The organism is Klebsiella sp. MPUS7 (assembly GCF_009905335.1).
Lineage (GTDB): Bacteria > Pseudomonadota > Gammaproteobacteria > Enterobacterales > Enterobacteriaceae > Klebsiella > Klebsiella grimontii.
In genome coordinates this window covers 1899128-1921443 of sequence record NZ_CP047604.1, presented here as the reverse complement: position 1 = coordinate 1921443, position 22316 = coordinate 1899128, and the positions used below count along the sequence as shown (strand labels likewise).

The window sequence follows — 22316 nt, the reverse complement described above, 5'->3', positions numbered from 1 at the left end:
ACAAAACCGAAGAGGCATCAGGCGTATCGACAAGACAAAAGCGCGTTATAAGGTCGGTTTTTAAGCCAGATTATTTTCACTCGCCTTTTCAAATTCTATTGCTGGAGAATATTTTTATTCATCGACATCACCCATGTTATGAATGTTCTCAGGGTATCCCGCCTCCGGGCGGGAGCGACGGTTTCCGTCTCGCGGATGTTTCTTTTCCAGCGCGTCAGTTTGTTGACCCCATGCAGCAACCTCCTCATCAAGCCAGGCCTTAAACAGAACGGCTTCGGTTTTCTGTTCAGCGGCCTGTGGCGACACCAGCCAGTAAGGCCACGGATATGGGGCGGTGAAAGGCGTAAGCTGGACCAGTTCGCCTCTGCAGAGCGCTTCCTGGACTAACGAGCGGCGTTCCAGCGCGATACCTTTACCAAGCCGGACGGCCTCCAGAACCAGGTTCGAGTCGTTGATGCACAAACCGCCGGGCACAATCTCTCTTTCAAGTCCCGCATTAACGCACCATGTTTTCCACGACTCCATCGAGAAGATAATTTTACTCTTCGCTATCTCTGATGGTGTTCGGGGAAGCGCGCCGTCGTTATAGGATGGCGCGGCCACGACGATAAGCTCATCGGCGAAAAGATAATGGCTTTCCATTCCTTCCCAGTCGCCTTTGCCCATTCGGATCGCCATATCAATCCCTTCCTGCTGCATGTCGGCGATCGCCAGACTCGCCTGTATGCGCAGCGAGATATGGGGATATGTCGCCCGAAACCGCTCCAGTCGCGGCACTAACCAGTGACTACCAAAGGAGGGTACCATCGCCAGCGTCAGCTCCTGCCTTCTCGGTTTGACCTGCACCAGCCGGGTGGCATCAGCGATATGATGCAACGCCTCGCGGACCTGTAAGGCATAGAGCCGCCCGTCTTCATTAATCTGCACGCCGCGACCGTGACGGATAAACAGCTTTAAGCCGACCATCTCCTCCAGCACTTTAATCTGCTGGCTGATGGCTGAATGCGTAACGTGAAGTTCTTTCGCCGCCAGCGTCACGCTGCCAAGCCGGGCCACGGCTTCAAAACTACGCAAACTGGCAATAGGTGGAAAATCCGACATGCTTCACTCCCGCAGCTTAACTCAATATACGTGACCAACAACCTGTCAGTAATACTAACCCGATCCGTTAGATACCGATGATATTCGCTATGCACAATTTATTGTAATGTCTGTTCACCACCGGTGATGAAGCGTTAACCCGCCGCTACTGAGTCCCCATTCGTATTAATGAATTGAGATGCGTCATTTCACAGAGACAGGAAAACAGGAATCATGATTAAACTTATCGGCATGATGGATTCGCCTTATGTCAGGCGCGTGGCGATTTCTCTTGAACTCTACGGCGTCGAGTTTGAAAGTCACCCGCTGTCGGTATTCAGCAGCTTTGACGCGTTTTCCCGCATCAATCCCGCGGTAAAAGCGCCGACGCTTTTGCTGGATAACGGAATTCGCCTGATGGACTCGTCGCTGATACTGGCCTATTTTGAAGGCCAGGCCTCCCCGGCGCGCAAGCTGCTGCCGGTCGATCCACTGGCGCAGGCAAGCGATCTGCAAACGCTGGGCTTTATTCTCGCCGCGGGTGAAAAGGCGGTGCAGAACGTGTATGAACACAACCTGCGCCCGGCGGAAAAGCAGCATAATCCGTGGATAGAGCGCATCACGATTCAGCTGCTGGCGGCCTGCAGGGAGTGGAATACCCTGCTGGAAAACCGTTCGGCGGCCGCGGTCCCCGATCAGGTGGCAGTAACGAGTACGGTAATCTGGACATTTATTCAGTCGATGATCCCCCACGTGGTTTATGCGGGAGACTTTAATCATATTCAATCCGCTGCTGAATTATATGAAGCCCATAGCGCATTTAAAAAACATCCCTTTGGTTAAGCTCAAAGAGATGAAGCTAAATACCCAACATGAATCTCCACGACGACCAATAGCGCCCGGCACCCGCGGGCGCGCAGAAACCGTTCAGCGTGGCGGAAAAGGTTAAAATCCGCTACCTGCCGGCATAGCTGAATGCCCAATCGCCACCGGCATACCGGAGCGGCGTTCAAGCGCTTGCTCCGCGCGATTCACATCCACGCCCTCCCCCTTCACAAAGGCCTGAAGCGCCGGCGTGACCGGGAGCGGCACCTTACGGTCCGATTCATACTCCGCGCGGTTGCGCGACAACGGTTCGTGGACTTCAACCCAGCGGCTGCCGTCCGGCTCGACGGTATATTTCACCGGCTGATCGATGATTTGCACACGCGTTCCGACCGGAACGGTATCAAACAGGTATTTGATATCGTCGTTACGCAGGCGGATGCAGCCCTGGCTCACGCGCAGGCCGATACCGAAATTGGCGTTGGTGCCATGAATCGCGTAGAGCCTGCCGATGTAAATCGCATACAGCCCCATTGGGTTATCCGGCCCGGCCGGCACAAACGCGGGCAGGCTTTCGCCCCGACTGGCGTATTCACGACGGGTATTGGCGGTTGGCGTCCAGGTTGGCGCCTCTTGCTTACGCTCCACGGCGGTGACCCAGTTACGCGGGGTTTCGCGTCCTGCCTGACCAATGCCAATCGGCAGAACATCAACGGTTGTGCCTTCAGGTGGATAGTAGTAGAGACGCATTTCTGCAACGTTGATCACAATGCCCTGGCGTACCGTGGCGGGCAGAATAAGCTGCTGCGGCACCACCAGCGTGGAACCCGATTTCGGCAGGTATACGTCGACGCCGGGGTTGGCCTCAAGCATGTTGCTCAGACCCTGGCCGTACTGAGCGGCGAAGGCCTCCAGCGGCTGGGTATTATGTTGCGGAATAGTGATGGTCAGCGGACTGCCCACCAGGCGGCTTCCTTCCGGCGGCAACGGGTAGCTCACCGCCAGAGCGCTCTGGCTGGTGAGGATCATAATAAGAGAACAAAGCAGTTTCACACGCCGCACAATTTCCCTTCCTTTGTGGCGATAATCGTGAATAAATTATAGCTTCGTTTGCTATCTCATATCTGATTTATCATCCTGCTAAATCTGATAATCAATCGCCGCTTCTTCCGGCTCCATCGCCTGGCGTTTAATTTCCTCCAGCGACAGCCCAGCGTTGCACAGTTCAATAAAGCGCCAGACGTAGTTTCGCTGCAGCTGCCCGCGCTTCAGGCCCAGCCAGACGGTATTGGCGTCAAACAAATGGCGGGTATCGAGACGCGTAAAGGTATCAGACTCGCGCGCGTCGCCTGACTGTTCCGCTACCAGCCCAACTCCCAGCCCCAGTTCGACGTAAGTTTTGATGACGTCGGAGTCCTGAGCGCTTAATACGATATCCGGCATCAGTCCTTTACGGTTAAAGGCTTCGTCAATACGCGAGCGGCCGGTAATTCCCTGACGATAGGTAATGAGCGGCCAGCGGGCGATGGCATCGAGGGTTAACGGCGTCACCTGGGTCAGCGGGTGATCTTTGGGGACCAGCAGGCTGTGGTGCCAGCGGAACCAGGGAAAAGCCACCAGCGTCGGATCGTTGCTCAGACGCTCGCTGGCGATACCAATATCCGCGCCGCCGTTGTGCAGCAGCGCTTCAATTTCCTGCGGCGTCCCCTGAACTAACTCAAGACGCACGTCGGAAAAGAGTTCACGGAAGGCTTTAATCACCGGCGGCAGGCTATAGCGCGCCTGGGTATGGGTGGTGGCGATGGTTAAGACGCCGGAGGCATCGTTAGTAAACAGGTCAGCCAGGCGGCGAACGTTGCTGGCTTCATTAAGAATACGCTCGGCAATCAGCAGTAACGCTTTGCCCGGCTCCGTCATCCCCAGCAGACGTTTGCCGCGGCGGATAAAGATTTCGATCCCCAGTTCTTCTTCCAGTTCACGAATATGGCGGCTGACGCCCGATTGCGATGTATAGAGCATATTGGCGACTTCCGTCAGGTTGTAATCCTGACGGGCCGCTTCACGAATAATTTTGAGTTGCTGGAAGTTCACCCTTTCCTCCGGGCTATCAGACATAACATAGGCGCTATTGTTAAAGTCTGTTGTCCCTGCTAACAAATAATAAAAACCAGCAACTTATTCCATCCAGGAATATAGCCTAACTGACTAACAATAATTCACGGTTTTCCAGCGACGGGCGACTCACCAGCGACATCAAAATTTCCTTCACCGCCTGCGCCTGCGGAGATAGGCTGCCGCGAGCCGACATATTAAGCGACAGCGACAGGCTCATTGACGGCGTGCTGATGCGCGCCATCCAGCCATTAGCCGCGCCGCACAGCGAACGGGCGGCGGATTCCGGGAGTACGGTGACGCCCATGCCGCTGGCAATGGCCGCCGTCAGGGTGGTGATGGATTCAATTTCGCCGATAATTTTTGCCGACAGGCGACGCAGGGTGAAAGCTTCGGTGACCCGCGCGCGGACGGCGCTATAATCGCGCGGCAGGAACAGATTCATCTCCGCAACCGCCGTCAAATCCACGCTCTGCCCCGGACAATCCCGGGTGCCGACCAGGTAGAGATCTTCTTTCAGCAGCGGCTGGCTGACGATCCCGGCGACCGGCGAGCGTTCGTAGAGCACGGCCATATCCAGCTGACCGTCGATAAGCTTGTCGTTGAGGATCGTTCCGCTGCTTTCCTGCAAATAGACCATCACTTCCGGCAGCTCATTACGCACCGTTTGCAGCAGCGGCATGGTAATGGCCGAAGCCGCCGTCCCCGGCGCCAGACCGATTGACACCTGGCCGCTTAGCGTCTGACCGACGTTGTTGACCGCCAGTTGCGCCTGCTCGCACTGGCGCAGGATAGTGCGAGCGTGGGTGTAAAGGATCTTGCCCGCTTCGGTCGGCGTGACGCCGCGCTTGGTGCGGATCAACAGCTGCTGGTCCAGCTCGCCTTCCAGGGTCGCAACCTGTTGGCTTAACGCCGGTTGTGCGATGTGCAAGACTTCAGCGGCCTGGGTCAGACTGCCGATATCGACGATTTTCACGAAATACTTCAGTCGTCTTAAGTTCATTTTGCCTCCTGTAAGGAACACCAGTACCAACACTGGCCGTTTAGATACAGAAGGTTTTGCAATTTGCTTGCCAGCTTTTTACCACAGACGCAAATGCCGCTGCAGGCCGCGTAATAAGGGATACTGATAGCAAACTGCGATTTTGTTGCTCGGTAAGCGGATTGCGGTATGCCCCATTAGGGGTATAAATGCACTGCAACGGTGCACCTGGCCGGCCAATGCCGGAAAAACAGGCACACTGTTGAAATTGTCAGCAAACGAACAAGCGCAGGTGATTCAGGCTTTGACAAGGGGGATGGTCATCGTTAATATGCGCCCCGTTCACACGATTCCTCTGTAGTTCAGTCGGTAGAACGGCGGACTGTTAATCCGTATGTCACTGGTTCGAGTCCAGTCAGAGGAGCCAAATTTAAGAAGCCTGCTTTCGAGCGGGCTTTTTGCTTTTCCACTCTCTCATGGCAGCCGTACCGCCTTCTTTAATACCCCCAAATGCGTTCTGCAACGGCGTCTCCTCCAGGCGATAGCAGAGAAAAAACTCCCTGGCACATTAATATCCATTCATTACACTGACAAACGAGGGTGAAGACAGGCTGCGAACGAACCCCATGCTTTTCAGCCCGTGTATCTTAATATCACGCTCCGAATCCCAGCCCGGCTATAAAAGACTTTTGCATCATCGCCTCAATTATACTGCCGGCCATCGCTTCAGCACGGCAGTTTGGGTTCCGTAGTCAATCCGTCATCGCTTCTGAATAAATACGATGCTATTTTCCCCTGCAGAATTAGCGTTCTGATGCGAGCGGAAAAGGTATACTCGGGTCACCTCTATAGGGCTCTTCAGAAGCTCTTAAAAATTTTTGCTGCACTAAGATAGAAAATCCCACGCCTTTAACAAGGAATATTCCCTAAGAAAATTCCAATACAAAGAGCAGGGCTATTGTTGAGGCTTTAATGATAACCTCTCCCTATCATCTTTGCTTTATAAAAAACTACAAATAAATATAATAACAAAATTTAACACCAATAAAAAATATAAATACAAACAAAAACACCACACAAAAACAGCTTAATGGCCGTTATATCTTTTAGAGCGTCAGCGACATGTCTCATTGAGGCGGGCAATGTTAGATTACCCTCAATTCGCTGAATGGTGTTATTAACGCTGAGTTAAAGGTCAACCCAAGGATGAGATCGCGTTCAGATATGAATCTATCAACTAATATTTTATCTAAGGATAAATATTTTACTCTGGGCCTGATTGAATTGCTTGGAGAAGAGTTTATTGACAATTTCTTTTTGATTATAGATTTGGACTCTAACGACCTTCCCGGTGCGGAGTGGATTTATTTTTCGAATAAAAACATTGTCGCCTTTGCATCCAGCGACTTAGCGTTCTATAAGTCCGAACTCTTTGGCAAAGTAACGGTACTAGACAAAAAGAGTAACACCAGAAGTATTCTGAATTTCTTTTTAAAGAAAGAAACTGCAGGAAATTATCATACTAAGTTCCAGCTGAGTCTGCGTGAAAAGCAGATATTAAGCATGTTGAGCAGAGGGGAAAGCAACCAGGAGATCGCAGAAGAGTTTGGCGTGAAACTTAAGACTATTTATACCCACCGTCGCAACCTGATGAATAAATTAGGCTGTAAAAATAGGATTACGTTTCAAAATTTATTTTTCAACAATAAATGTCTTTTTAAGTGAAGCATCGCTTCAGGATTATTCATACACAGGAGTTTTACCATGAACAAATTAGCCGTTATCGTTTTTTCAGCACTGTCCCTGAGCGCTACTGCAGCCCTGGCAGCCGATCCCGTTACGGTGAACGGCGGCACGGTACATTTTAAAGGTGAAGTGGTGAATGCGGCCTGCGCAGTGGATGCCGGTTCTCTCGATCAGACCGTTCAGTTAGGCCAGGTTCGTTCAGCGAAACTCGCCACCGCAGGCAGCACCAGCTCTCCCGTGGGCTTCAACATCCAGTTGAATGATTGCGATATCACCGTTTCCGAGAAGGCCGCCATTGCTTTTGCTGGCACGGCGATTAACAGTACCAACCCAACCGTTCTGGCCCTGCAGGGTTCTGCCGCGGGCGGCGCGACTAACGTCGGCGTACAGATCCTTGACCGTACCGGTACCCCGCTGGCGCTGGATGGCGCGACTTTCGGCGCGCAAACCACCCTCAGCAATGGTACCAACGTCATCCCGTTCCAGGCTCGCTACTTTGCGACCGGTGTCGCGACGGCCGGTACTGCTAACGCGGACGCCACCTTTAAAGTGCAATACGAGTAATTTCTTCATCAGGCAAGGAGGCGCATCGGGCCAGGATGGCCCGTTATCCAAATAAGACTGGGGTGATAACGATGCAAAAGATGAAGTCGGGTCTGTTGATATTTTTGCTACCACCGATGGCGCTGGCCGGTAACTGGGAGGTGATGTTGCCCGGCGGGAACATGCGCTTCCAGGGGATCGTCATTGCCGAGTCCTGCCGCGTTGAAGCGGGAGACCGGCAGATGACGGTCAAGATGGGGCAAATCAGCAGCAATCGGTTTCATTCGGCCGGGGAAGACACCAATCCCGTCCCTTTCGATATTCACCTACAGGAGTGCAGTACCGCCGTGAGCCAGCGCGTTGGCGTGGCGTTTCACGGCGTCGCCGATGGTAAAAATCCGGATGTCCTCTCGGTTGGCGAGGGGCCGGGGATCGCTACCGGCATTGGCGTTGCCCTGTTTGATAAAACCGGCAGCCAGATCCCGCTCAACGCGCCAGCAGGGGCATGGGCGCAGCTGCACACCGGGCCAACCACGCTGCATTTTGTCGCTAAATATCGTTCCACCGGGAGTCAGGTCACCGGAGGAGCCGCGAATGCTCAGGCCTGGTTCTCCCTGACCTACCAGTAATCAGCGCCGGTAACAGGAAATCACCGTGAGAAAGAAAGAGATAAATATGAAAAATAGACTGGCTACCACGCGCGGGATGCGCGGTTTACTGGCGGGACTTTTACTGATCGCCACCGCCGGTTTTTCGACTCAGTCGCAGGCCGGCGTGGCGCTGGGTGCTACCCGCGTAATTTATCCGGCGGGGCAGAAACAGGCGCAGCTGGCGGTAACGAATAACGATGACAATACCTATCTGATCCAGTCCTGGGTGGAAAATGCCGACGGCGCGAAGGACGGAAGCTTTGTTATCACCCCGCCGCTGTTCGCCATGCAGGGGAAGAAAGAGAATACCCTGCGCATCCTTGATGCCACCAACAACCAGCTGCCGCAGGATCGGGAAACGCTGTTCTGGATGAACGTCAAGGCGATCCCGTCGATGGACAAATCAAAGCTCAGCGATAACACCCTGCAGCTGGCGATCATCAGCCGCATTAAGCTCTATTACCGCCCGGCTAAACTGGCGCTGCCGCCGGATCAGGCCGCGGAAAAGCTGACGTTTCGCCGCAGCGGGAATGCGCTCACGCTGATTAACCCCACCCCTTATTACCTGACGGTCACCGAACTCAACGCCGGCACCCGGGTGCTGAAAAATGCGCTGGTCCCGCCGATGGACGAAGCCAGCGTCAGTTTACCGTCCGATGCAGGTCGCGAGATTACCTACCGGACGATTAACGACTACGGCGCACTCACCCCGCGCATGAAAGGCGTCATGCAGTAACCGATCGGGGAGCAGCGCTCTCCCCCCTGAACGAAAAAAATAACGATGGCCGGGCGACTTTGGACCGGAGGGACTATGTCACATCTGAAATATGGACTCGACCACGTGGGCTCCCGGCGTATGACTCCAGGATCTGCGCGCGCATTCGCGCAGATTCCCTTAGCTCTTTTACTCGCCTCGCCGGCTTTTTACGCCCAGGCGGAGCTCTATTTCAACCCACGCTTTCTGGCGGACGATCCCGCCGCCGTGGCGGATCTGTCCGGCTTTGAAAAGGGCCAGGAGCTGCCGCCGGGCACCTACCGCGCCGATATCTATCTGAATGACGGATATATGACCACCCGCGATGTCACGTTTAATGCCGGTGAAAAAGGCCACGGTCTGGCCCCCTGCCTGACGCGCGGACAGCTGGCCGGGATGGGCGTGAATACCTCAGCGATCGCCGGAATCGACGTCCTGGCGGCGGATGCCTGCGTACCGTTAACCGAGATGATTAAAGACGCGACGACCCGCTTTGATGCCGGGCAGCAGCGGCTGTATCTGACCGTACCCCAGGCGTTTATGGGCAACCGCGCCCGCGGCTATATTCCGCCCGAGCTCTGGGACCACGGGATTAACGCCGGCCTGCTGAACTACAACTTCACCGGCAACAACGTGCACAACGACGTTGGCGGCAGCAGCAATTACGCGTACCTGAACCTGCAGAGCGGGCTGAACCTTGGCGCCTGGCGCCTGCGCGACAACACCACCTGGAGCTACAGCAGCGGCGGCAGCTCGTCGACCAGTGAAAACAAGTGGCAGCACATCAATACCTGGCTTGAACGTGATATTACGCTGCTGCGCTCGCGCCTGACCCTCGGCGACAGCTACACCAACGGCGACGTCTTCGACGGCATCAACTTCCGCGGCGCGCAGCTTGCCTCCGACGACAATATGCTGCCGGACAGCCAGAAGGGGTTTGCCCCGGTGATCCACGGCATTGCCCGCGGCACCGCTCAGGTATCGGTGAAGCAGAACGGCTATGAGATTTACCAGAGCACGGTGCCGCCCGGCCCGTTCACCATCAACGATCTCTACTCCGCCGGCAATGGCGGCGATCTGCAGGTGACCATCAAAGAGGCCGACGGCAGCAGCCAGGTCTTCACCGTCCCTTACTCGTCCGTTCCGGTGCTCCAGCGCGAGGGCCATACCCGCTATGCCGTCACCGCCGGGGAGTATCGCAGCGGCAGCAATCAGCAGGAAAAACCGACGTTCTTCCAGGGGACTCTGCTGCGTGGTCTCCCGGCGGGCTGGACGCTGTACGGCGGCACCCAGCTGGCGGACCGCTACCGCGCCTTTAACCTCGGCGTCGGCAAAAATATGGGGGAGCTGGGGGCGCTGTCGCTGGATATCACCCAGGCCAACGCCACCCTGCCCGATGACAGCGAGCGTCAGGGGCAGTCGGTACGTTTCCTCTATAACAAGTCGCTGACGGATACCGGCACCAATATTCAACTGGTGGGCTACCGCTACTCGACGCGCGGCTATTTCAGCTTCGCCGACACCACCTACAGCCGGATGAGCGGCTACAACGTCGAGACCCAGGACGGGGTGATTGAGGTAAAGCCGAAGTTCACCGATTACTACAACCTCGCGTACAACAAGCGCGGCAAAGTGCAGCTCAGCGTTACCCAGCAGTTGGGGCGTACCGCCACGCTTTACCTGAGCGGCAGCCACCAGACCTATTGGGAGACCAACAAGTCCGACCGGCAGCTCCAGGCCGGGCTTAACGCCGCCGTCGACGATATCAACTGGACCCTGAGCTACAGCCTGACCAAAAACGCCTGGCAGCAGGGTCGTGACCAGATGCTGGCCGTCAACGTCAATATTCCGTTCAGCCACTGGATGCGATCCGACAGCAAGTCGGCCTGGCGACACGCCAGCGCCAGCTACAGCATGTCCAACGATCTGAACGGCAGGACCACCAGCCTGGCGGGGCTGTACGGCACGCTGCTGGAGGACAACAACCTGAGCTACAGCATGCAGACCGGCTACGCCGGCGGCGGTGAGGGCAACAGCGGCGGCACCGGCTACGCGGCGCTGAACTACCGCGGCGGCTACGGCAATGCCAACGTCGGCTACAGCCGCAGCGACGGCATCAAACAGCTGTACTACGGCCTGAGCGGCGGCGTGCTGGCCCACGCCGACGGCGTCACCCTGAGCCAGCCGATGAACGACACGGTGGTGCTGATCAAAGCCCCCGGCGCAGACAATGTAAAAGTAGAAAACCAGACCGGGGTCCAGACCGACTGGCGCGGCTACGCCGTTCTGCCCTACGCCACCGAATACCGGGAAAACCGGGTGGCGCTGAACACCAACAGCCTGGCCGATAACGTCGACCTGGACGACGCGGTGGCCAGCGTAGTGCCAACCCACGGCGCGATAGTTCGCGCGGAGTTTAAGGCCCACGTCGGACTCAAGCTGCTGATGTCGCTCATCTATAACGGTAAGCCGGTTCCCTTCGGCGCGCTGGTCACCTCTGTCGGCAGCCAGGGCAGCAGCATCGTCGCCGATAACGGCCAGGTTTATCTGAGCGGGATGCCGCTGGTCGGCAAAGTACAGGCGAAATGGGGTGAAGGCCCGAATGCCAGCTGCGAGGCGAACTACAGCCTGCCGCCGGAAAAACAGAGCCAGATGCTGATCTCGCTGTCCGCCGAGTGCCGCTAAGGAAACCATGATGAGAAAAAACTTCTACCTGCTGAGCGCCCTCGTATCACTGGCGGTCAACAACGCCAGCGCGGCGGACAGCACCATCACCATCAGCGGCTACGTCCGCGATAACGCCTGCGCCGTGGCGGGTGAATCGAAAGATTTTACCGTCGATCTGATGAATAACGCCGCCAGGCAGCTTCATGCGGTTGGGGCAACCACGCCGCTGGTGCCGTTTCGCATCGTGCTGTCGCCCTGCGGCAGCTCGGTCACCGCCGTCAAGGTCGGCTTTGTTGGCGTTGCCGATAGCAGCAATACCGAACTGTTAAAGCTCGACGGCGGGGCTTCAGCGGCGGCAGGCATGGGCGTGCAGATCCTTGACGCGCGGCAAACGGCGCTGCCGCTCAACGCCGCTTCGTCAGCGATCGCCTGGACCACGCTGACCCCCAGCCAGGCCAACACGCTGAACTTTTACGCCCGGCTGATGGCCACCCAGGTGCCGGTGACCGCCGGACACGTTAATGCAACCGCAACCTTCACGCTTGAATTTCAGTAACCGGAGGCGCTGATGAACCCGACCTATTCCGGATGGCTGCTGGCCGCGATGCTGGCGGCGTCCTCCCCGACGCTACAGGCCGCCGACGTCACCATTACCGTTAACGGCAAAGTGGTGGCCAAACCCTGTACGGTTTCCACCGTTAACGCCACCGTCGATCTCGGCGATCTCTATACCTTTAGCCTGGTGTCCGCCGGCTCTTCGTCGCCCTGGCATAGCGTGGCGCTCAACCTGAGCAACTGCCCGGTCGGCACATCGCGGGTCACCGCCAGCTTCAGCGGCACGGCGGATGCCACCGGCTATTACAAAAACCAGGGTACCGCCGGCAATATCCAGCTTGAGCTCCAGGATGCGGGCGGCACCACGCTGAATACCGGCGCGAGAAAAGAGGTGCAGGTGGATGACGCCACCCAGACCGCCAGCTTCCCGCTCCAGGTCAGAGCGCTAACGGTCAACGGCGGCGCTACCCAGGGAACGATCCAGGCGGTGATTAACGTCACCTATACCTACGCCTGAGCCAGGAGAAAAGAGGAATGAAAAAAATAGTCACCCTGTTGTTAACGCTGCTGCTGGCGGGCTGGTCGCTCAACGCCTGGTCGTTCGCCTGTAAAACCGCCGCCGGGGTGACAATCCCCATCGGCGGCGGCTCGGCGAACGTTTACGTGAACCTCGCGCCGGCGGTCAGCGTCGGGCAGAATCTGGTGGTGGATCTCTCGACGCAAATTTTTTGCCATAACGATTTCCCGGAAACCATGATCGACTACGTGACGCTGCAGCGCGGTTCAGCCTACGGCGGCTTACTGTCGAGTTTTTCCGGCACCGTCAGGTATAACGGCGTCAGCTATCCGTTCCCGACCACCAGCGAAACAGCGCGTATGACCTACAATTCCATTGTTGATAGCCCCTGGCCCACCGTCCTCTATCTGACGCCCATCAGCAGCGCGGGCGGCGTCGCGATTTCCGCCGGTTCATTAATCGCGGTCCTGATCCTGCGCCAGACCAACAACAAGGATAATGACGACTTCCAGTTCGTATGGAACATTTACGCCAACAACAGCGTCGTGGTGCCAACCGGCGGCTGCGACGTTTCCGCTCGCGATGTGACGGTGACGCTGCCGGAATATCCCGCGTCCGCCGCCATTCCGCTGACGGTTTACTGCGCGCAAAACCAGAATCTGGGCTACTACCTCTCCGGTACCACGGAGAACGCGGCCAATTCGATATTTACCAATACCGCCTCGGTCTCCCCTGCCCGGGGGGTGGGCGTTCAGCTAACCCGTAACGGCAGCGTCGTTCCCGCCAACACCACGGTGTCGTTAGGCAACGTCGGAACCTCGGCGGTCAGCCTCGGATTAACCGCCAACTACGCGCGCACCAGCGGCCAGGTGACCGCGGGTAACGTGCAGTCAATTATCGGAGTGACCTTTGTTTACGAATAACCCCCCGCCCCCTGCCGGCAGGCGGCAGGTCGACTGCATCCTGTCGCCCTGTTCGCTGGCCGCCGAGGGGCTGGTGCGGATAATAGAGGAAGGGGGAACCCGGCCCGTCGTGCTGCCGTCAGAGTCGCCGGCCCTACCGGCTGGCGTTCGCCGCGTGGTGGTCTTTCTCCCAGAAGCTCCCGCCCGGCTTCTCGCCACCCTGAAGCGGGCCGCCGCGCTGCTGGCTCGGTCCGCCACGCCGCTTCCCATGCTGTTTCTCAGCCGCAGCCCGGCGAGCTGGCTGTGGTCCACCCTGCTGCATCAGGTCGCCGACCGTCGCCTGCTTTCAGCCGTGCGAGCCGCCGCATCCGATCTGCCGGTCCCCAGCCTGGCGGCGCTGCTGCGCGACGCCATACTCGACGGCTATCCTTCCCTTGAACAGCTGGCAGAGGAAGAGATGCGAGCTTTCGGCAAGCGCCCCGCCGGGCTCACCAGGCCGGAGCTGGACGCCATCCTCGGTTTACTCTGCGGCTACAGCGCCAGCGCTCAGGCGAAACGCCGCGGCATCAGCCACAAAACGCTCTACAATCAAAGAACCGCAGGATTAAAAAAAATGGTGGAACACCATCCTGAAATGGCCCCCGGTTTTCCCGGCAGCCAGATACGAGAACAGAAAAGCGAGCCCATCGCCGCCCTTTCCGCTTTCGAGCGCGAACTCGTCCATGCGATCCACACCCGACATATCTTCCCGGTTTTCCAGGCCATTGCCGATGAACGCCGGCAATTAAAGGGGATGGAGATCCTCTCCCGCTGGAACCGAAACGGCAGCGTGCTGCTTGCCGATGAGTTTTTACCGCAAATAGGCTCGGAATATGCCTGGCTGGTGCTCACCGCTTTTGTGCTTCAGGAGGCGGTACAGAATATCAACCGGCATTCTGGCGAATGCTATTTCGCCGTGAATATTCCCGCCGCCGTCGCCAGTAATGATAACCTGCTTCGCATGATGGAAACCGCGCGCCAGCAGCTGCGTCAGCCGCAGCGGTCGCAGAGGCTGGTGCTCGAGTTCGCTGAAAACAGCGACCTCAACCGCCACGGCAAAACAGCCGACAATATCGCCCGCCTGCAAAAGCGCGGCTTTCGTATCATGCTCGATGGCTGCTTCTCGCAAAGCAGCGTGATGTTTCCGGTACGTACGGTGAGATTCAACGCCTACAAGCTGGATATGAGCATCGTCAATGATATGCAGCGCGATCCGCACGCGCTCGCCCTGATTAAAAGCCTCATCCACTACTGCCAGTTGACCGACAGCCGCTGTCTGGCGGAAGGCGTGGACAGCCGGGATAAATTTAACAAACTCAAAGCGCTGGGCGTCGACTCTTTTCAGGGGGACGCCATCGCTGCGCCGGTAGGCAGGGAAAACGTGGCGGAGATGATGGCGGAGCTCTCAGGCGAAGCGGAGCCGCAGTCCGGCGTCGCAGTGTAGTCAGCGCCCGACGGGAGACATCGGGCGTTGACAGCGCATTAGCGCAGTTCCGGCCAGTAGCCGCGGTTGGCCACAATCAGTTCATCAAGGATCGCTTTTGCCACCGAAGCGCTCGGTACGGTTTTGGACAGGGTCATCGCCTGCCACAGCTTCTGATAGCTTCCTTCAACCCAGGCATCCACCACCAGTTTTTCAACCGCCACCTGCTGCTCCATCATCCCCTTTTGAAACAGCGGGATCTTACCCATCGCCAGCGGCTCGGGGCCATTAACGCCCACCAGGCAAGGCACTTCGACCATCGCGGTATCGTCAAAATTCGCGATAGCGCCGTTGTTTTCCACAATCAGCAACATTCTCTCCTGAGTGTTAAAGGCGATGGCGCAGGCGAGGTCGACGATAAAGGTCGCATGCGCCCCGGCATGGAAATGCGCCGCTTTGCCGCTCTGCCGGGCGACGATTTCTCTGGCCATATCAAACACCTCCTTCTCTCTCCCCGCCATCACCTCGTTGGCGCGAGTAAAGTCAGGGTCCGAATGGGCCACCTCATAATCGGCATAAAAATAGTATTTCAGATAGGTATTGGGCAAGGTGTCGGTATCCAGCGCAAAGACGTCCTTCACCTTTTTGAAAGTCTCAATCCAGCTCGGCGCTTTATGCTGAAAATCCTCTTTCGGACTGCAATAGCCCAGTTCGGCAACGTGGTTTTTTAAGGCCGGCATGAGATCGTTACCGGCCTTGTCGGTAATGCTGGTCCACCAGCCAAAATGGTTCAGGCCGAAATAACGCACGTTCATCTCTTTACGCGATTTAAGTCCGAGAATATCGGCAAATAACCCTTCGATGGCCACCGGCATATCGCAAATATTAATAATTTTGGCCGTTGGGCGTAGCCGACGCGTGGCCTCGGCCACGATAGCCGCCGGATTGGAATAGTTAAGCATCCACGCGCCGGGTGAATACGTTTCCATATAATCAACCAGTTCAAGGACGCCGGCGATAGAGCGCATACCATAAGCGATACCGCCCGGTCCGCAGGTTTCCTGGCCAATCACGCCATGCTTAAGCGGGATTTTCTCGTCTTTTTCGCGCATCTCATAAAGGCCTACGCGAATATGGGCCATCACAAAATCGACGCCGGTAAAGGCTTCCTGCGGATCGGTGGTGAAGCTAAATGCGACTTGCGGATAGCGTTCAGCCACCAGAATCGCACAGGCTTCACCGATAACGCTTTGCCGATCGCGATGATTATCATAGAGACGAATTTCGCTCAGCGGAAACCTGTCCATATTTTCCAGCAGCATCATCACAATTCCCGGCGTGTAGGTACTGCCGCCGCCTGCAATAGTCACAACAAATTTATTTTTCATCTTCCACCTCATTATTCATGCACATCTAAATAGCGATTCACAGCGTTACGGATTTTATTAACCCCTAAACCATAAATAACCTGAACGTGATGACCTTTAATAATGACGCTGGTACCGCCGCTGGTCTTCAGAATATGTTCCTGAATCAATGCAGGGTCCCGCACGTCAACCCGAAGTCGCGTAAAACAATTATCGACAGAACAGACATTTTCTTTGCCGCCAAGGCCGAGGATGACCTGCTCCCCTGACGCCGCGTCAGGCGAACCTGCGCTTGGCGGTTGATTAACCACGGCGACCTCTTGTTCCTGGCCGGGCGTTCGCATTTTGAAATGGATAATCATAAACTTACCGACATAATACATTGCCGCTGTTTCCATTAGCCCCAGCGCGACAAACACGGGCCAGCGCGTGAGATGCGCTCCCGCCGGAATGTTGTAAACAATAAAGTCGATAATGCCGTTGGTGGCGCAGACCCGTACATCAAGCAGCCACGCCAGCATCTGGAAAAACCCGTCTAACAGCGAATAAACCAGCCACAGCAGCGGTGCGGTAAAGATAAATAAAAACTCAAAAGGTTCGGTTATGCCCACCAGGAACGAGGTCACAATCAAAGGAATCAGCGTGATTTTTAACTTTTGCTTATTTTCGGGCCGGGCGGTTTTATAAAAGGCCAGCGCCATTCCGGCGGTACCGAATATTTTCACCATCCCGTAGGTGAGAAATCGCGCCGAATCGCTTAACGCGGCCCCGGTGTTATTGGCGATTTCGGCGAGGAAAATGGGTTTTGCCCCCACCACCGTCTGTCCATCAATCAACAGCTGTCCGCCAATGGAGGTAAACACAAACGGCGACCAAATCAGGTGGTGTAATCCGGTCGGAATAAGAAAACGATTGAGAAAACCATACAGAAAAACGCCCGCGGCCCCGAAGGTTTTCATTACCCCGGTCAGCGCCGAGATGCCGTGTTCCACGATCGGCCAGACATACACCGTGGCGATGGCAAATACGCCGACCAGCGGGATCATGATAATCAGGACCAGCTTGCTATTGCCATAAATAGAGAATGCGCCGCGAAACTCAATTTCGACAAACCGGTTATGAATAAAAGCGACCGCGCAGCCAAGAATGATGCCAAGAAATACGCCCATATCAATGACCTGGAAACCAAAAATATAGGTTTGTCCGCTGCCGTAAAGCTGCGCGTTACTGGCGCCGGCGGCGAGGCGCTGGGTCAAGGTTAGCCAACTATTATTCGCCGCCAGGTACATAAACCAGGTCATTGCGGCAACAAAAGCCGCTTCCGCTTTGCGGGTTTTAGCCAGCCCCCCCGCCAGCCCGAGGCAAAAGAAGAAGCCAAGGTTGTTCATCACTGCCCACAGCATGCTGGAAACGTATTTCCCCAGCAGATAAAGCGAGCTGTCTTCCGCTAGCCAAATTTTATTGGTTGTCATACTGAGCAACGCAATCAACAGACCAATCACCGGCAAATACAACACAGGCCCAATCATGGCCTTCGAAAAATCCTGTAATTTTTTTACCCCGATCATTCTCCCCCCCGTACTGCTTATCGACCGTCAGCGCTCGAAACATGCGATTCAGCCTATGCGTCGACGGAAATAAATCAGAGGAGTTAAATCGTCATCTGTGATGAAAGTCATATATCTCTTGAAGTAATAGATATATAAATAAAATCAAATAAATAGATGATAGCTAAGACACGAAAATCTATAAAAATAAATATAATTTTAAAATCAATCAGATAGAAACAAAATTCAATAAACAGCGCCGCCAGGAGACATCTATAAGTGATATACAAATTAATCGCCGACAGGCTAAAAAATCGCATCAATAGCGATGAGTTTGAGGTCGGAGATGCGCTCCCGAGTGAAAAAGCGCTGGCCGGGGAGCTGGAGGTCTCAGTGATGACCATCCGTAAGGCGCTCACGCTGCTGGAGAGTGAGAAACTGATCGTCAAGCGTCACGGCAGCGGTTCATACGTGGCGCGCAAGAGTAATTATCACGGTGGGGAGCTTGACGGGTTCAACTACCAGATGCACATCGGCGGCGTCACCAACTATCATAACAAGGTTATTGAGTTCACGATGATCGATGCGCCTCTGGCGATCGCACAACAGTTGAAAATTGAGCCGGGTGAAAAGGTCTATTACGTCAGACGCATCCGGATGATTGACGACTCGCCTATTCTGATTGAAAACAGCTATATACCGGTGGCGATTTTTCCCTGGTTAAGCGTCGGAAATCTGGAAAGATCGAAATTTAACTATTTCAAGAAAGAGTGCAATATCACCATTCTGGAGAGCCACCGCAGCTATACCCCGGTTCTCGCCACCCGCGAACAGGCAGAGCTCTTGCAGGTTCCACAAAACAGCCTTTTGCTACGGGTGCAGTCAATCAGCTATGCGCATAACAATACCATTGTCGATTTATCCGATATTTACCAAAATACCAACAAATACAATGTCAAACACATCACTCGCCGCTAAAAACCGCTGGCTACCGCTGACGCGAATGGCGCTGGTCAACGCGGGGCGACCAGCGTCAGCTGACGGTTTGCCTTCGGCACACGACTACCAGCCGCAGACGTTAGTCTCTTCGTCGGACTCGTAGCCGCGGACAATATTAATCAGGTCTTTTACCGCGTCGGCCGCCGTCTGCGGATCCTGTAGCCCGGCCAGGGTCGCAAATTCACTATCGACCGACACGCCGTTATTATTATTGGTCACCGTTAATATAAATCCTTTTCCTCCGGCGTTATCCGTCGACAGCGTAGAAATAAGTTCAGACACGGCCTGGGCGGCGATATCAGGTACATAAAGAGCCATCGGCTTAAGATAGACTTTTTCTTTTTTCTCTTTATTGTTGCCGTTGATAACCGCTAACGCATAGCCTTTATTTTCACTGTTCATCATAATGCCTATCCCTCGATCAGAATTTTAGGGTCAACGTAAAAATCGACATTAAAAACGGTATCCTCCGTTAACGCCTCGATGCGATGCCATTTCTCAGGGGGAAAAACGCCAAATTCGCCTTCGGCAATGGTTAGGGTTTCCAGCGGATCCGCACTGGTCTCATTAGCATATCCAAAATAGCGGATCGCTCCGCGCATGACCGACAGACGCGGATAGACGCCCTGGCGGGTACCGGCATCCAGGTGCCGCTTCCAGATTGAGGCCGGCGCCGTCTGTTTGGTCCACAGCGGCGTGCTCCGGGTATGCACATAGTGGGTAGGAATAATGATTCGCTGCATGATTTTGCCTCTCTTAACGCGCCGCATATACGGTCGGAACCAGGAAAATATGTTGCATATGATATACCCCTTTCAATCGCTAAGGGTATTATTTTTTAACGACACGAATCTCTACCCCTATTTATACCTATTAGGGATTACAGCGATTTAAAATAAATAAGGGCAATGTTCAGCTAAATTAACATTGCCCTTATTAAGAGATGAACTACCTGTTTTCGGGTGAATTAAGCGGCCCCGGCTTACCGATTAAATAGCCCTGTACCAGGTCACAGCCTAATTTGCGTAACGACTGCAGCTGCTCTTCTGTTTCGACCCCTTCAGCCACGATACGCATATGCAGGCTTTTGCCCATGCTGATAATCAGCCTGACGATATCGAGGTCATCTTTCTGGTCAGGAATATTAATGACAAAAGAGCGGTCGATTTTTATCTTATCAAAGGGGAAGTAGCTTAAACGCGATAACGAAGAGTAGCCGGTACCAAAATCATCAATGGAGATCTGCACCCCGAGCTCGCGCAGCTGGCTGAGGATCTCTAAAGAGCGGGTATTTTCGTTAAAGACGTCAGATTCGGTAATCTCCAGATCCAGACGATGCGGGTCAAGCCCGGTGCTTCTCAATATGGCCACCACGGTATCGGTCAGTGAGCTATTAATCAGCTGAATGGGCGACACGTTAACCGACACTTTTAGCGGCGACGACCAGCTGGCGGCCGCTTCGCAGGCGGTTCTCAACACCCACTCGCCCAGCTGATTAATCAGGCCAATCTTCTCCGCGACCGGGATAAATTCGGTCGGCGGAACGCTGCCGCGCAGCGGATGGAACCAGCGCACCAGCGCTTCGTAGCCGTAGATTTCACCGTTCAGGGTGTCAGCTATCGGCTGATAGTAAACCCTTAACTCACCTTTGTTCAGCGCCTGCATGAGATCATCTTCGAAGGATTTGTTTTCCTGCTGGCGCTGAAGCAACCCAGGGCGGTATACCTGGACTTTACCGGACCCCGCTTTTTTCGCTTCATACAGCGCCAGATCGGCGCATTTATATAAATAGTCGGTGCGGCTTTCGCCGTCAGAGATAACAATCCCGATACAGGCGCCAATCTGGATCAGCGTATCGTAAATCTGATACGGCTGACTGATCTTTTCCCGGATCGCCTCCGCCCGCTCCAGCGCCATTTCCTCGTTGAGATCGTGCGAAACCAGGGCAAACTCGTCCCCTCCCAGCCGGTAGAGCGTTTCTGACGTTTTGCGAAAAAAGGAGAGACGGCTGGCCAAATCCTGCAGCAGCTTATCCCCGGCATCGTGCCCCTGGGTATCGTTGACGTCCTTGAAATTATCCAGGTCAAACAGCATGACGACCGCCGAGCCGTTATAAGGCCGCACCTGATTAACGACCTCCTGCAGACGTTGCCAGAAAGAGAGCCGGTTGGGCATACCCGTCAGCGAATCATGATAGGCATCGTACTGCAGCCGACGGTTCTGCACCTGAAGCTTCTCTTTTGAAGCCTGCAGATCGGTTGCCAGTAATTTCATCCGCACGTGGGCGCGACGCAGGGTGTTATTCTGCTTCAGCATCAACAGCCCAAGAGTGATACACAGAATAATCAGCAGAATAGAAATAGCCGAATAGATGTAATACAGGTTCTGTATTTTATCGTGGGTCAGATTAACAAGATTAAAATCCTGGGCGAGTGAAGTAGACGCAAGCGAGGTCAACGGCCCGTCGAGAGTGCTCATCTCCTGCAGCATCAGCTTCAGCTGCGCTGTCGACATGGTATCCAGCTGCTTATCCAGCCGGCCCAGAAGACCAATCAGGCTGTCAACTATCGCCTTACGGTGAGGATCTTTGCCGATAAACTTTCCCAAATCACCTTGCTGCAGCAGCGCGATCTGGCTCATCATAATTTCCAGGCGCAGGCGTACCTCATCGTGGTCGCTTCCCTTCACCTCCAGCCCCATCGCGCTTAGCCGCGCCTCGAGGCGCATGTACTCGGAGACTATCTGGGAAACGGACCACGAATCGGTATAACGCGTTAATTTTTGCAGCTCACTTTGCCGCTCATGCACCAGATAAGTAATGTAACCGGTCACAAGGAAGAGCAACAAAATAATGGCAGTGAGTATTCGATTCAAGATCAAACCCTTACTCAATTATAATCTTCGAAACCTGCCATGCCGAACGGGAATAATAAATCTGATTCTGCAATTCCGGGCTACTGTCGTAGGGATAAACAATAAATAAAGGCCCTTTATCGCGAATGCGCATATATTCGCCGTTCATTTTTAAAGCCAAAATTACCGGAAATTTATGAAAATCATCGATGGGTACGATGGTGGTGTAATCGTTTAGCGCCAGCACCCGCGCCGACTTACCTTTGGCACCGACTAAATCCATGAGTTTACTGAGGGAAATGCCGTCAAAGCGCACCTTTCCCGAGTACCACGGCGTGGTTGTGATCACCGTTTGCATCCCCAGCTTTTCTAATGCCGCGACATCAAAAACGGCGGTATCACCCTCATTCGTATTACTAATCAGGCCGGAAATAGTTAAAACGGGTTGGCCCACCGGCGCTGGCAGTTTTTCTGCAAAAGCGGAAGGGGAAACCATAACACAAAATAAAGCTGCAAAAATTAAACGCATTTAACTCACCCTTCCGAAATTGGAGACTTGTTAATTGTAAACCATTTAAGTCATTTCTTAAAAGGTGTCCCCATTGAGTTCAAAAATTAAAATTAAAAACAATAAGCGGACTCCGAAGCTCACATTCTGAACGCGTCGCAAAGACGTCCCGCGCCCGGTTAAGCAAACCCTTTATGCCTTTAAACGCCCAGAGCAGGTAAAAATCTTTTCTCTTAACCATCCGCGC

At 54.7% G+C, this 22316-nt stretch carries 21 protein-coding genes and 1 tRNA gene; 12 read left to right on the top strand and 10 right to left on the bottom strand.

Annotation, left to right across the window (positions count from 1 at the left end; all coding sequences use genetic code 11):
- Positions 1-114: 114 nt before the first annotated feature.
- Entirely contained in the window at positions 115-1101 is a 987-nt protein-coding gene (locus GUC22_RS09005) for a LysR substrate-binding domain-containing protein (RefSeq protein ID WP_024359981.1), read from the bottom strand.
- A 213-nt stretch (positions 1102-1314) separates the two neighbouring features.
- Between GUC22_RS09005 and GUC22_RS09000 the strand changes: the two genes are divergently transcribed.
- The gene (locus GUC22_RS09000) at positions 1315-1923 is read left to right on the top strand and encodes a glutathione S-transferase family protein (protein WP_082236998.1); all 609 of its coding nucleotides are present in this window, start codon (positions 1315-1317) and stop codon (positions 1921-1923) included.
- Positions 1924-2025: 102 nt separating this feature from the next.
- Here GUC22_RS09000 and ldtA read toward each other — a convergent pair whose 3' ends face one another.
- The 3 genes from ldtA to nac all read right to left on the bottom strand — a co-directional run bounded on the left by ldtA (position 2026) and on the right by nac (position 5020).
- A complete protein-coding gene (gene ldtA, locus GUC22_RS08995) occupies positions 2026-2934 on the bottom strand; it encodes a L,D-transpeptidase (protein WP_155553325.1) in 909 nt (302 codons plus the stop codon).
- Positions 2935-3045: 111 nt separating this feature from the next.
- On the bottom strand, positions 3046-3996 hold the full coding sequence (gene cbl, locus GUC22_RS08990; protein WP_004122262.1) for an HTH-type transcriptional regulator Cbl: 951 nt from the start codon (positions 3994-3996) through the stop codon (positions 3046-3048).
- A gap of 106 nt (positions 3997-4102) precedes the next feature.
- Positions 4103-5020 carry a nitrogen assimilation transcriptional regulator NAC gene (gene nac / locus GUC22_RS08985; RefSeq protein ID WP_004132716.1) on the bottom strand — a complete coding sequence of 306 codons (918 nt, stop codon included), beginning with the start codon at positions 5018-5020 and terminating at the stop codon, positions 4103-4105.
- 330 nt (positions 5021-5350) lie between these two features.
- Between nac and GUC22_RS08980 the strand changes: the two genes are divergently transcribed.
- The 10 genes from GUC22_RS08980 to GUC22_RS08935 all read left to right on the top strand — a co-directional run bounded on the left by GUC22_RS08980 (position 5351) and on the right by GUC22_RS08935 (position 14816).
- Positions 5351-5426: transfer RNA gene (locus GUC22_RS08980), tRNA-Asn, on the top strand.
- Positions 5427-6223: 797 nt separating this feature from the next.
- Positions 6224-6724 carry a helix-turn-helix domain-containing protein gene (locus GUC22_RS08975; protein WP_004138868.1) on the top strand — a complete coding sequence of 167 codons (501 nt, stop codon included), beginning with the start codon at positions 6224-6226 and terminating at the stop codon, positions 6722-6724.
- A gap of 39 nt (positions 6725-6763) precedes the next feature.
- Positions 6764-7309 (top strand): type 1 fimbrial major subunit FimA, encoded by a 546-nt coding sequence (gene fimA, locus GUC22_RS08970; RefSeq protein WP_024359983.1) that lies wholly within the window; start codon positions 6764-6766, stop codon positions 7307-7309.
- 71 nt (positions 7310-7380) lie between these two features.
- Positions 7381-7917 (top strand): fimbrial protein, encoded by a 537-nt coding sequence (locus GUC22_RS08965; protein WP_024359984.1) that lies wholly within the window; start codon positions 7381-7383, stop codon positions 7915-7917.
- A gap of 46 nt (positions 7918-7963) precedes the next feature.
- Entirely contained in the window at positions 7964-8674 is a 711-nt protein-coding gene (locus GUC22_RS08960) for a fimbria/pilus periplasmic chaperone (protein WP_082236997.1), read from the top strand.
- Positions 8675-8749: 75 nt separating this feature from the next.
- Positions 8750-11377, top strand: a complete 2628-nt coding sequence (locus tag GUC22_RS08955; RefSeq protein ID WP_160183490.1) for a fimbrial biogenesis usher protein — start codon at positions 8750-8752, stop codon at positions 11375-11377.
- Between the two features lie 10 nt (positions 11378-11387).
- Positions 11388-11915 carry a fimbrial protein gene (locus tag GUC22_RS08950; RefSeq protein WP_024359987.1) on the top strand — a complete coding sequence of 176 codons (528 nt, stop codon included), beginning with the start codon at positions 11388-11390 and terminating at the stop codon, positions 11913-11915.
- A gap of 12 nt (positions 11916-11927) precedes the next feature.
- Positions 11928-12431, top strand: a complete 504-nt coding sequence (locus tag GUC22_RS08945; RefSeq protein WP_004138850.1) for a fimbrial protein — start codon at positions 11928-11930, stop codon at positions 12429-12431.
- A gap of 17 nt (positions 12432-12448) precedes the next feature.
- A complete protein-coding gene (locus tag GUC22_RS08940) occupies positions 12449-13354 on the top strand; it encodes a fimbrial protein (RefSeq protein ID WP_148865335.1) in 906 nt (301 codons plus the stop codon).
- On the top strand, positions 13341-14816 hold the full coding sequence (locus GUC22_RS08935) for an EAL domain-containing protein (RefSeq protein WP_171820865.1): 1476 nt from the start codon (positions 13341-13343) through the stop codon (positions 14814-14816). Before GUC22_RS08940 ends, GUC22_RS08935 begins: the two co-directional genes overlap by 14 nt.
- A gap of 38 nt (positions 14817-14854) precedes the next feature.
- Here the strand turns inward: GUC22_RS08935 and GUC22_RS08930 are convergent, their stop codons facing one another.
- Both GUC22_RS08930 and GUC22_RS08925 read right to left on the bottom strand, forming a co-directional pair.
- Positions 14855-16183, bottom strand: coding sequence for a 6-phospho-alpha-glucosidase (locus tag GUC22_RS08930; RefSeq protein ID WP_049089510.1), 1329 nt, complete (start codon positions 16181-16183; stop codon positions 14855-14857).
- Between the two features lie 11 nt (positions 16184-16194).
- Complete coding sequence (locus tag GUC22_RS08925; protein WP_064342923.1) at positions 16195-17730, bottom strand: PTS transporter subunit EIIC; 1536 nt, start codon at positions 17728-17730, stop codon at positions 16195-16197.
- Between the two features lie 258 nt (positions 17731-17988).
- On the opposite strand from GUC22_RS08925, the gene GUC22_RS08920 reads away from it, so the two are divergent.
- Positions 17989-18687 (top strand): GntR family transcriptional regulator, encoded by a 699-nt coding sequence (locus GUC22_RS08920; protein WP_004138839.1) that lies wholly within the window; start codon positions 17989-17991, stop codon positions 18685-18687.
- Between the two features lie 84 nt (positions 18688-18771).
- Here GUC22_RS08920 and GUC22_RS08915 read toward each other — a convergent pair whose 3' ends face one another.
- The 4 genes from GUC22_RS08915 to GUC22_RS08900 form a co-directional block, all read right to left on the bottom strand.
- Positions 18772-19110 (bottom strand): DUF1869 domain-containing protein, encoded by a 339-nt coding sequence (locus GUC22_RS08915; RefSeq protein ID WP_004138837.1) that lies wholly within the window; start codon positions 19108-19110, stop codon positions 18772-18774.
- A gap of 8 nt (positions 19111-19118) precedes the next feature.
- On the bottom strand, positions 19119-19451 hold the full coding sequence (locus GUC22_RS08910) for a DUF1971 domain-containing protein (RefSeq protein ID WP_004138835.1): 333 nt from the start codon (positions 19449-19451) through the stop codon (positions 19119-19121).
- Between the two features lie 205 nt (positions 19452-19656).
- Positions 19657-21582 carry a putative bifunctional diguanylate cyclase/phosphodiesterase gene (locus GUC22_RS08905; protein WP_102650311.1) on the bottom strand — a complete coding sequence of 642 codons (1926 nt, stop codon included), beginning with the start codon at positions 21580-21582 and terminating at the stop codon, positions 19657-19659.
- Positions 21583-21592: 10 nt separating this feature from the next.
- The gene (locus tag GUC22_RS08900) at positions 21593-22090 is read right to left on the bottom strand and encodes a molybdopterin-dependent oxidoreductase (protein WP_004138833.1); all 498 of its coding nucleotides are present in this window, start codon (positions 22088-22090) and stop codon (positions 21593-21595) included.
- Between the last annotated feature and the right edge of the window lie 226 nt (positions 22091-22316).

Bases quoted from the DNA above. Each gene is read 5' to 3' on its own strand.
- GUC22_RS09005 (WP_024359981.1), bottom strand. From the start codon at position 1,101: ATGTCGGATTTTCCACCTATTGCCAGTTTGCGTAGTTTTGAAGCCGTG.
- GUC22_RS09000 (WP_082236998.1), top strand. From the start codon at position 1,315: ATGATTAAACTTATCGGCATGATGGATTCGCCTTATGTCAGGCGCGTG.
- ldtA (WP_155553325.1), bottom strand. From the start codon at position 2,934: ATGATCCTCACCAGCCAGAGCGCTCTGGCGGTGAGCTACCCGTTGCCG.
- nac (WP_004132716.1), bottom strand. From the start codon at position 5,020: ATGAACTTAAGACGACTGAAGTATTTCGTGAAAATCGTCGATATCGGC.
- GUC22_RS08975 (WP_004138868.1), top strand. From the start codon at position 6,224: ATGAATCTATCAACTAATATTTTATCTAAGGATAAATATTTTACTCTG.
- fimA (WP_024359983.1), top strand. From the start codon at position 6,764: ATGAACAAATTAGCCGTTATCGTTTTTTCAGCACTGTCCCTGAGCGCT.
- GUC22_RS08965 (WP_024359984.1), top strand. From the start codon at position 7,381: ATGCAAAAGATGAAGTCGGGTCTGTTGATATTTTTGCTACCACCGATG.
- GUC22_RS08960 (WP_082236997.1), top strand. From the start codon at position 7,964: ATGAAAAATAGACTGGCTACCACGCGCGGGATGCGCGGTTTACTGGCG.
- GUC22_RS08955 (WP_160183490.1), top strand. From the start codon at position 8,750: ATGTCACATCTGAAATATGGACTCGACCACGTGGGCTCCCGGCGTATG.
- GUC22_RS08950 (WP_024359987.1), top strand. From the start codon at position 11,388: ATGAGAAAAAACTTCTACCTGCTGAGCGCCCTCGTATCACTGGCGGTC.
- GUC22_RS08945 (WP_004138850.1), top strand. From the start codon at position 11,928: ATGAACCCGACCTATTCCGGATGGCTGCTGGCCGCGATGCTGGCGGCG.
- GUC22_RS08940 (WP_148865335.1), top strand. From the start codon at position 12,449: ATGAAAAAAATAGTCACCCTGTTGTTAACGCTGCTGCTGGCGGGCTGG.
- GUC22_RS08930 (WP_049089510.1), bottom strand. From the start codon at position 16,183: ATGAAAAATAAATTTGTTGTGACTATTGCAGGCGGCGGCAGTACCTAC.
- GUC22_RS08925 (WP_064342923.1), bottom strand. From the start codon at position 17,730: ATGATCGGGGTAAAAAAATTACAGGATTTTTCGAAGGCCATGATTGGG.
- GUC22_RS08915 (WP_004138837.1), bottom strand. From the start codon at position 19,110: ATGAACAGTGAAAATAAAGGCTATGCGTTAGCGGTTATCAACGGCAAC.
- GUC22_RS08910 (WP_004138835.1), bottom strand. From the start codon at position 19,451: ATGCAGCGAATCATTATTCCTACCCACTATGTGCATACCCGGAGCACG.
- GUC22_RS08900 (WP_004138833.1), bottom strand. From the start codon at position 22,090: ATGCGTTTAATTTTTGCAGCTTTATTTTGTGTTATGGTTTCCCCTTCC.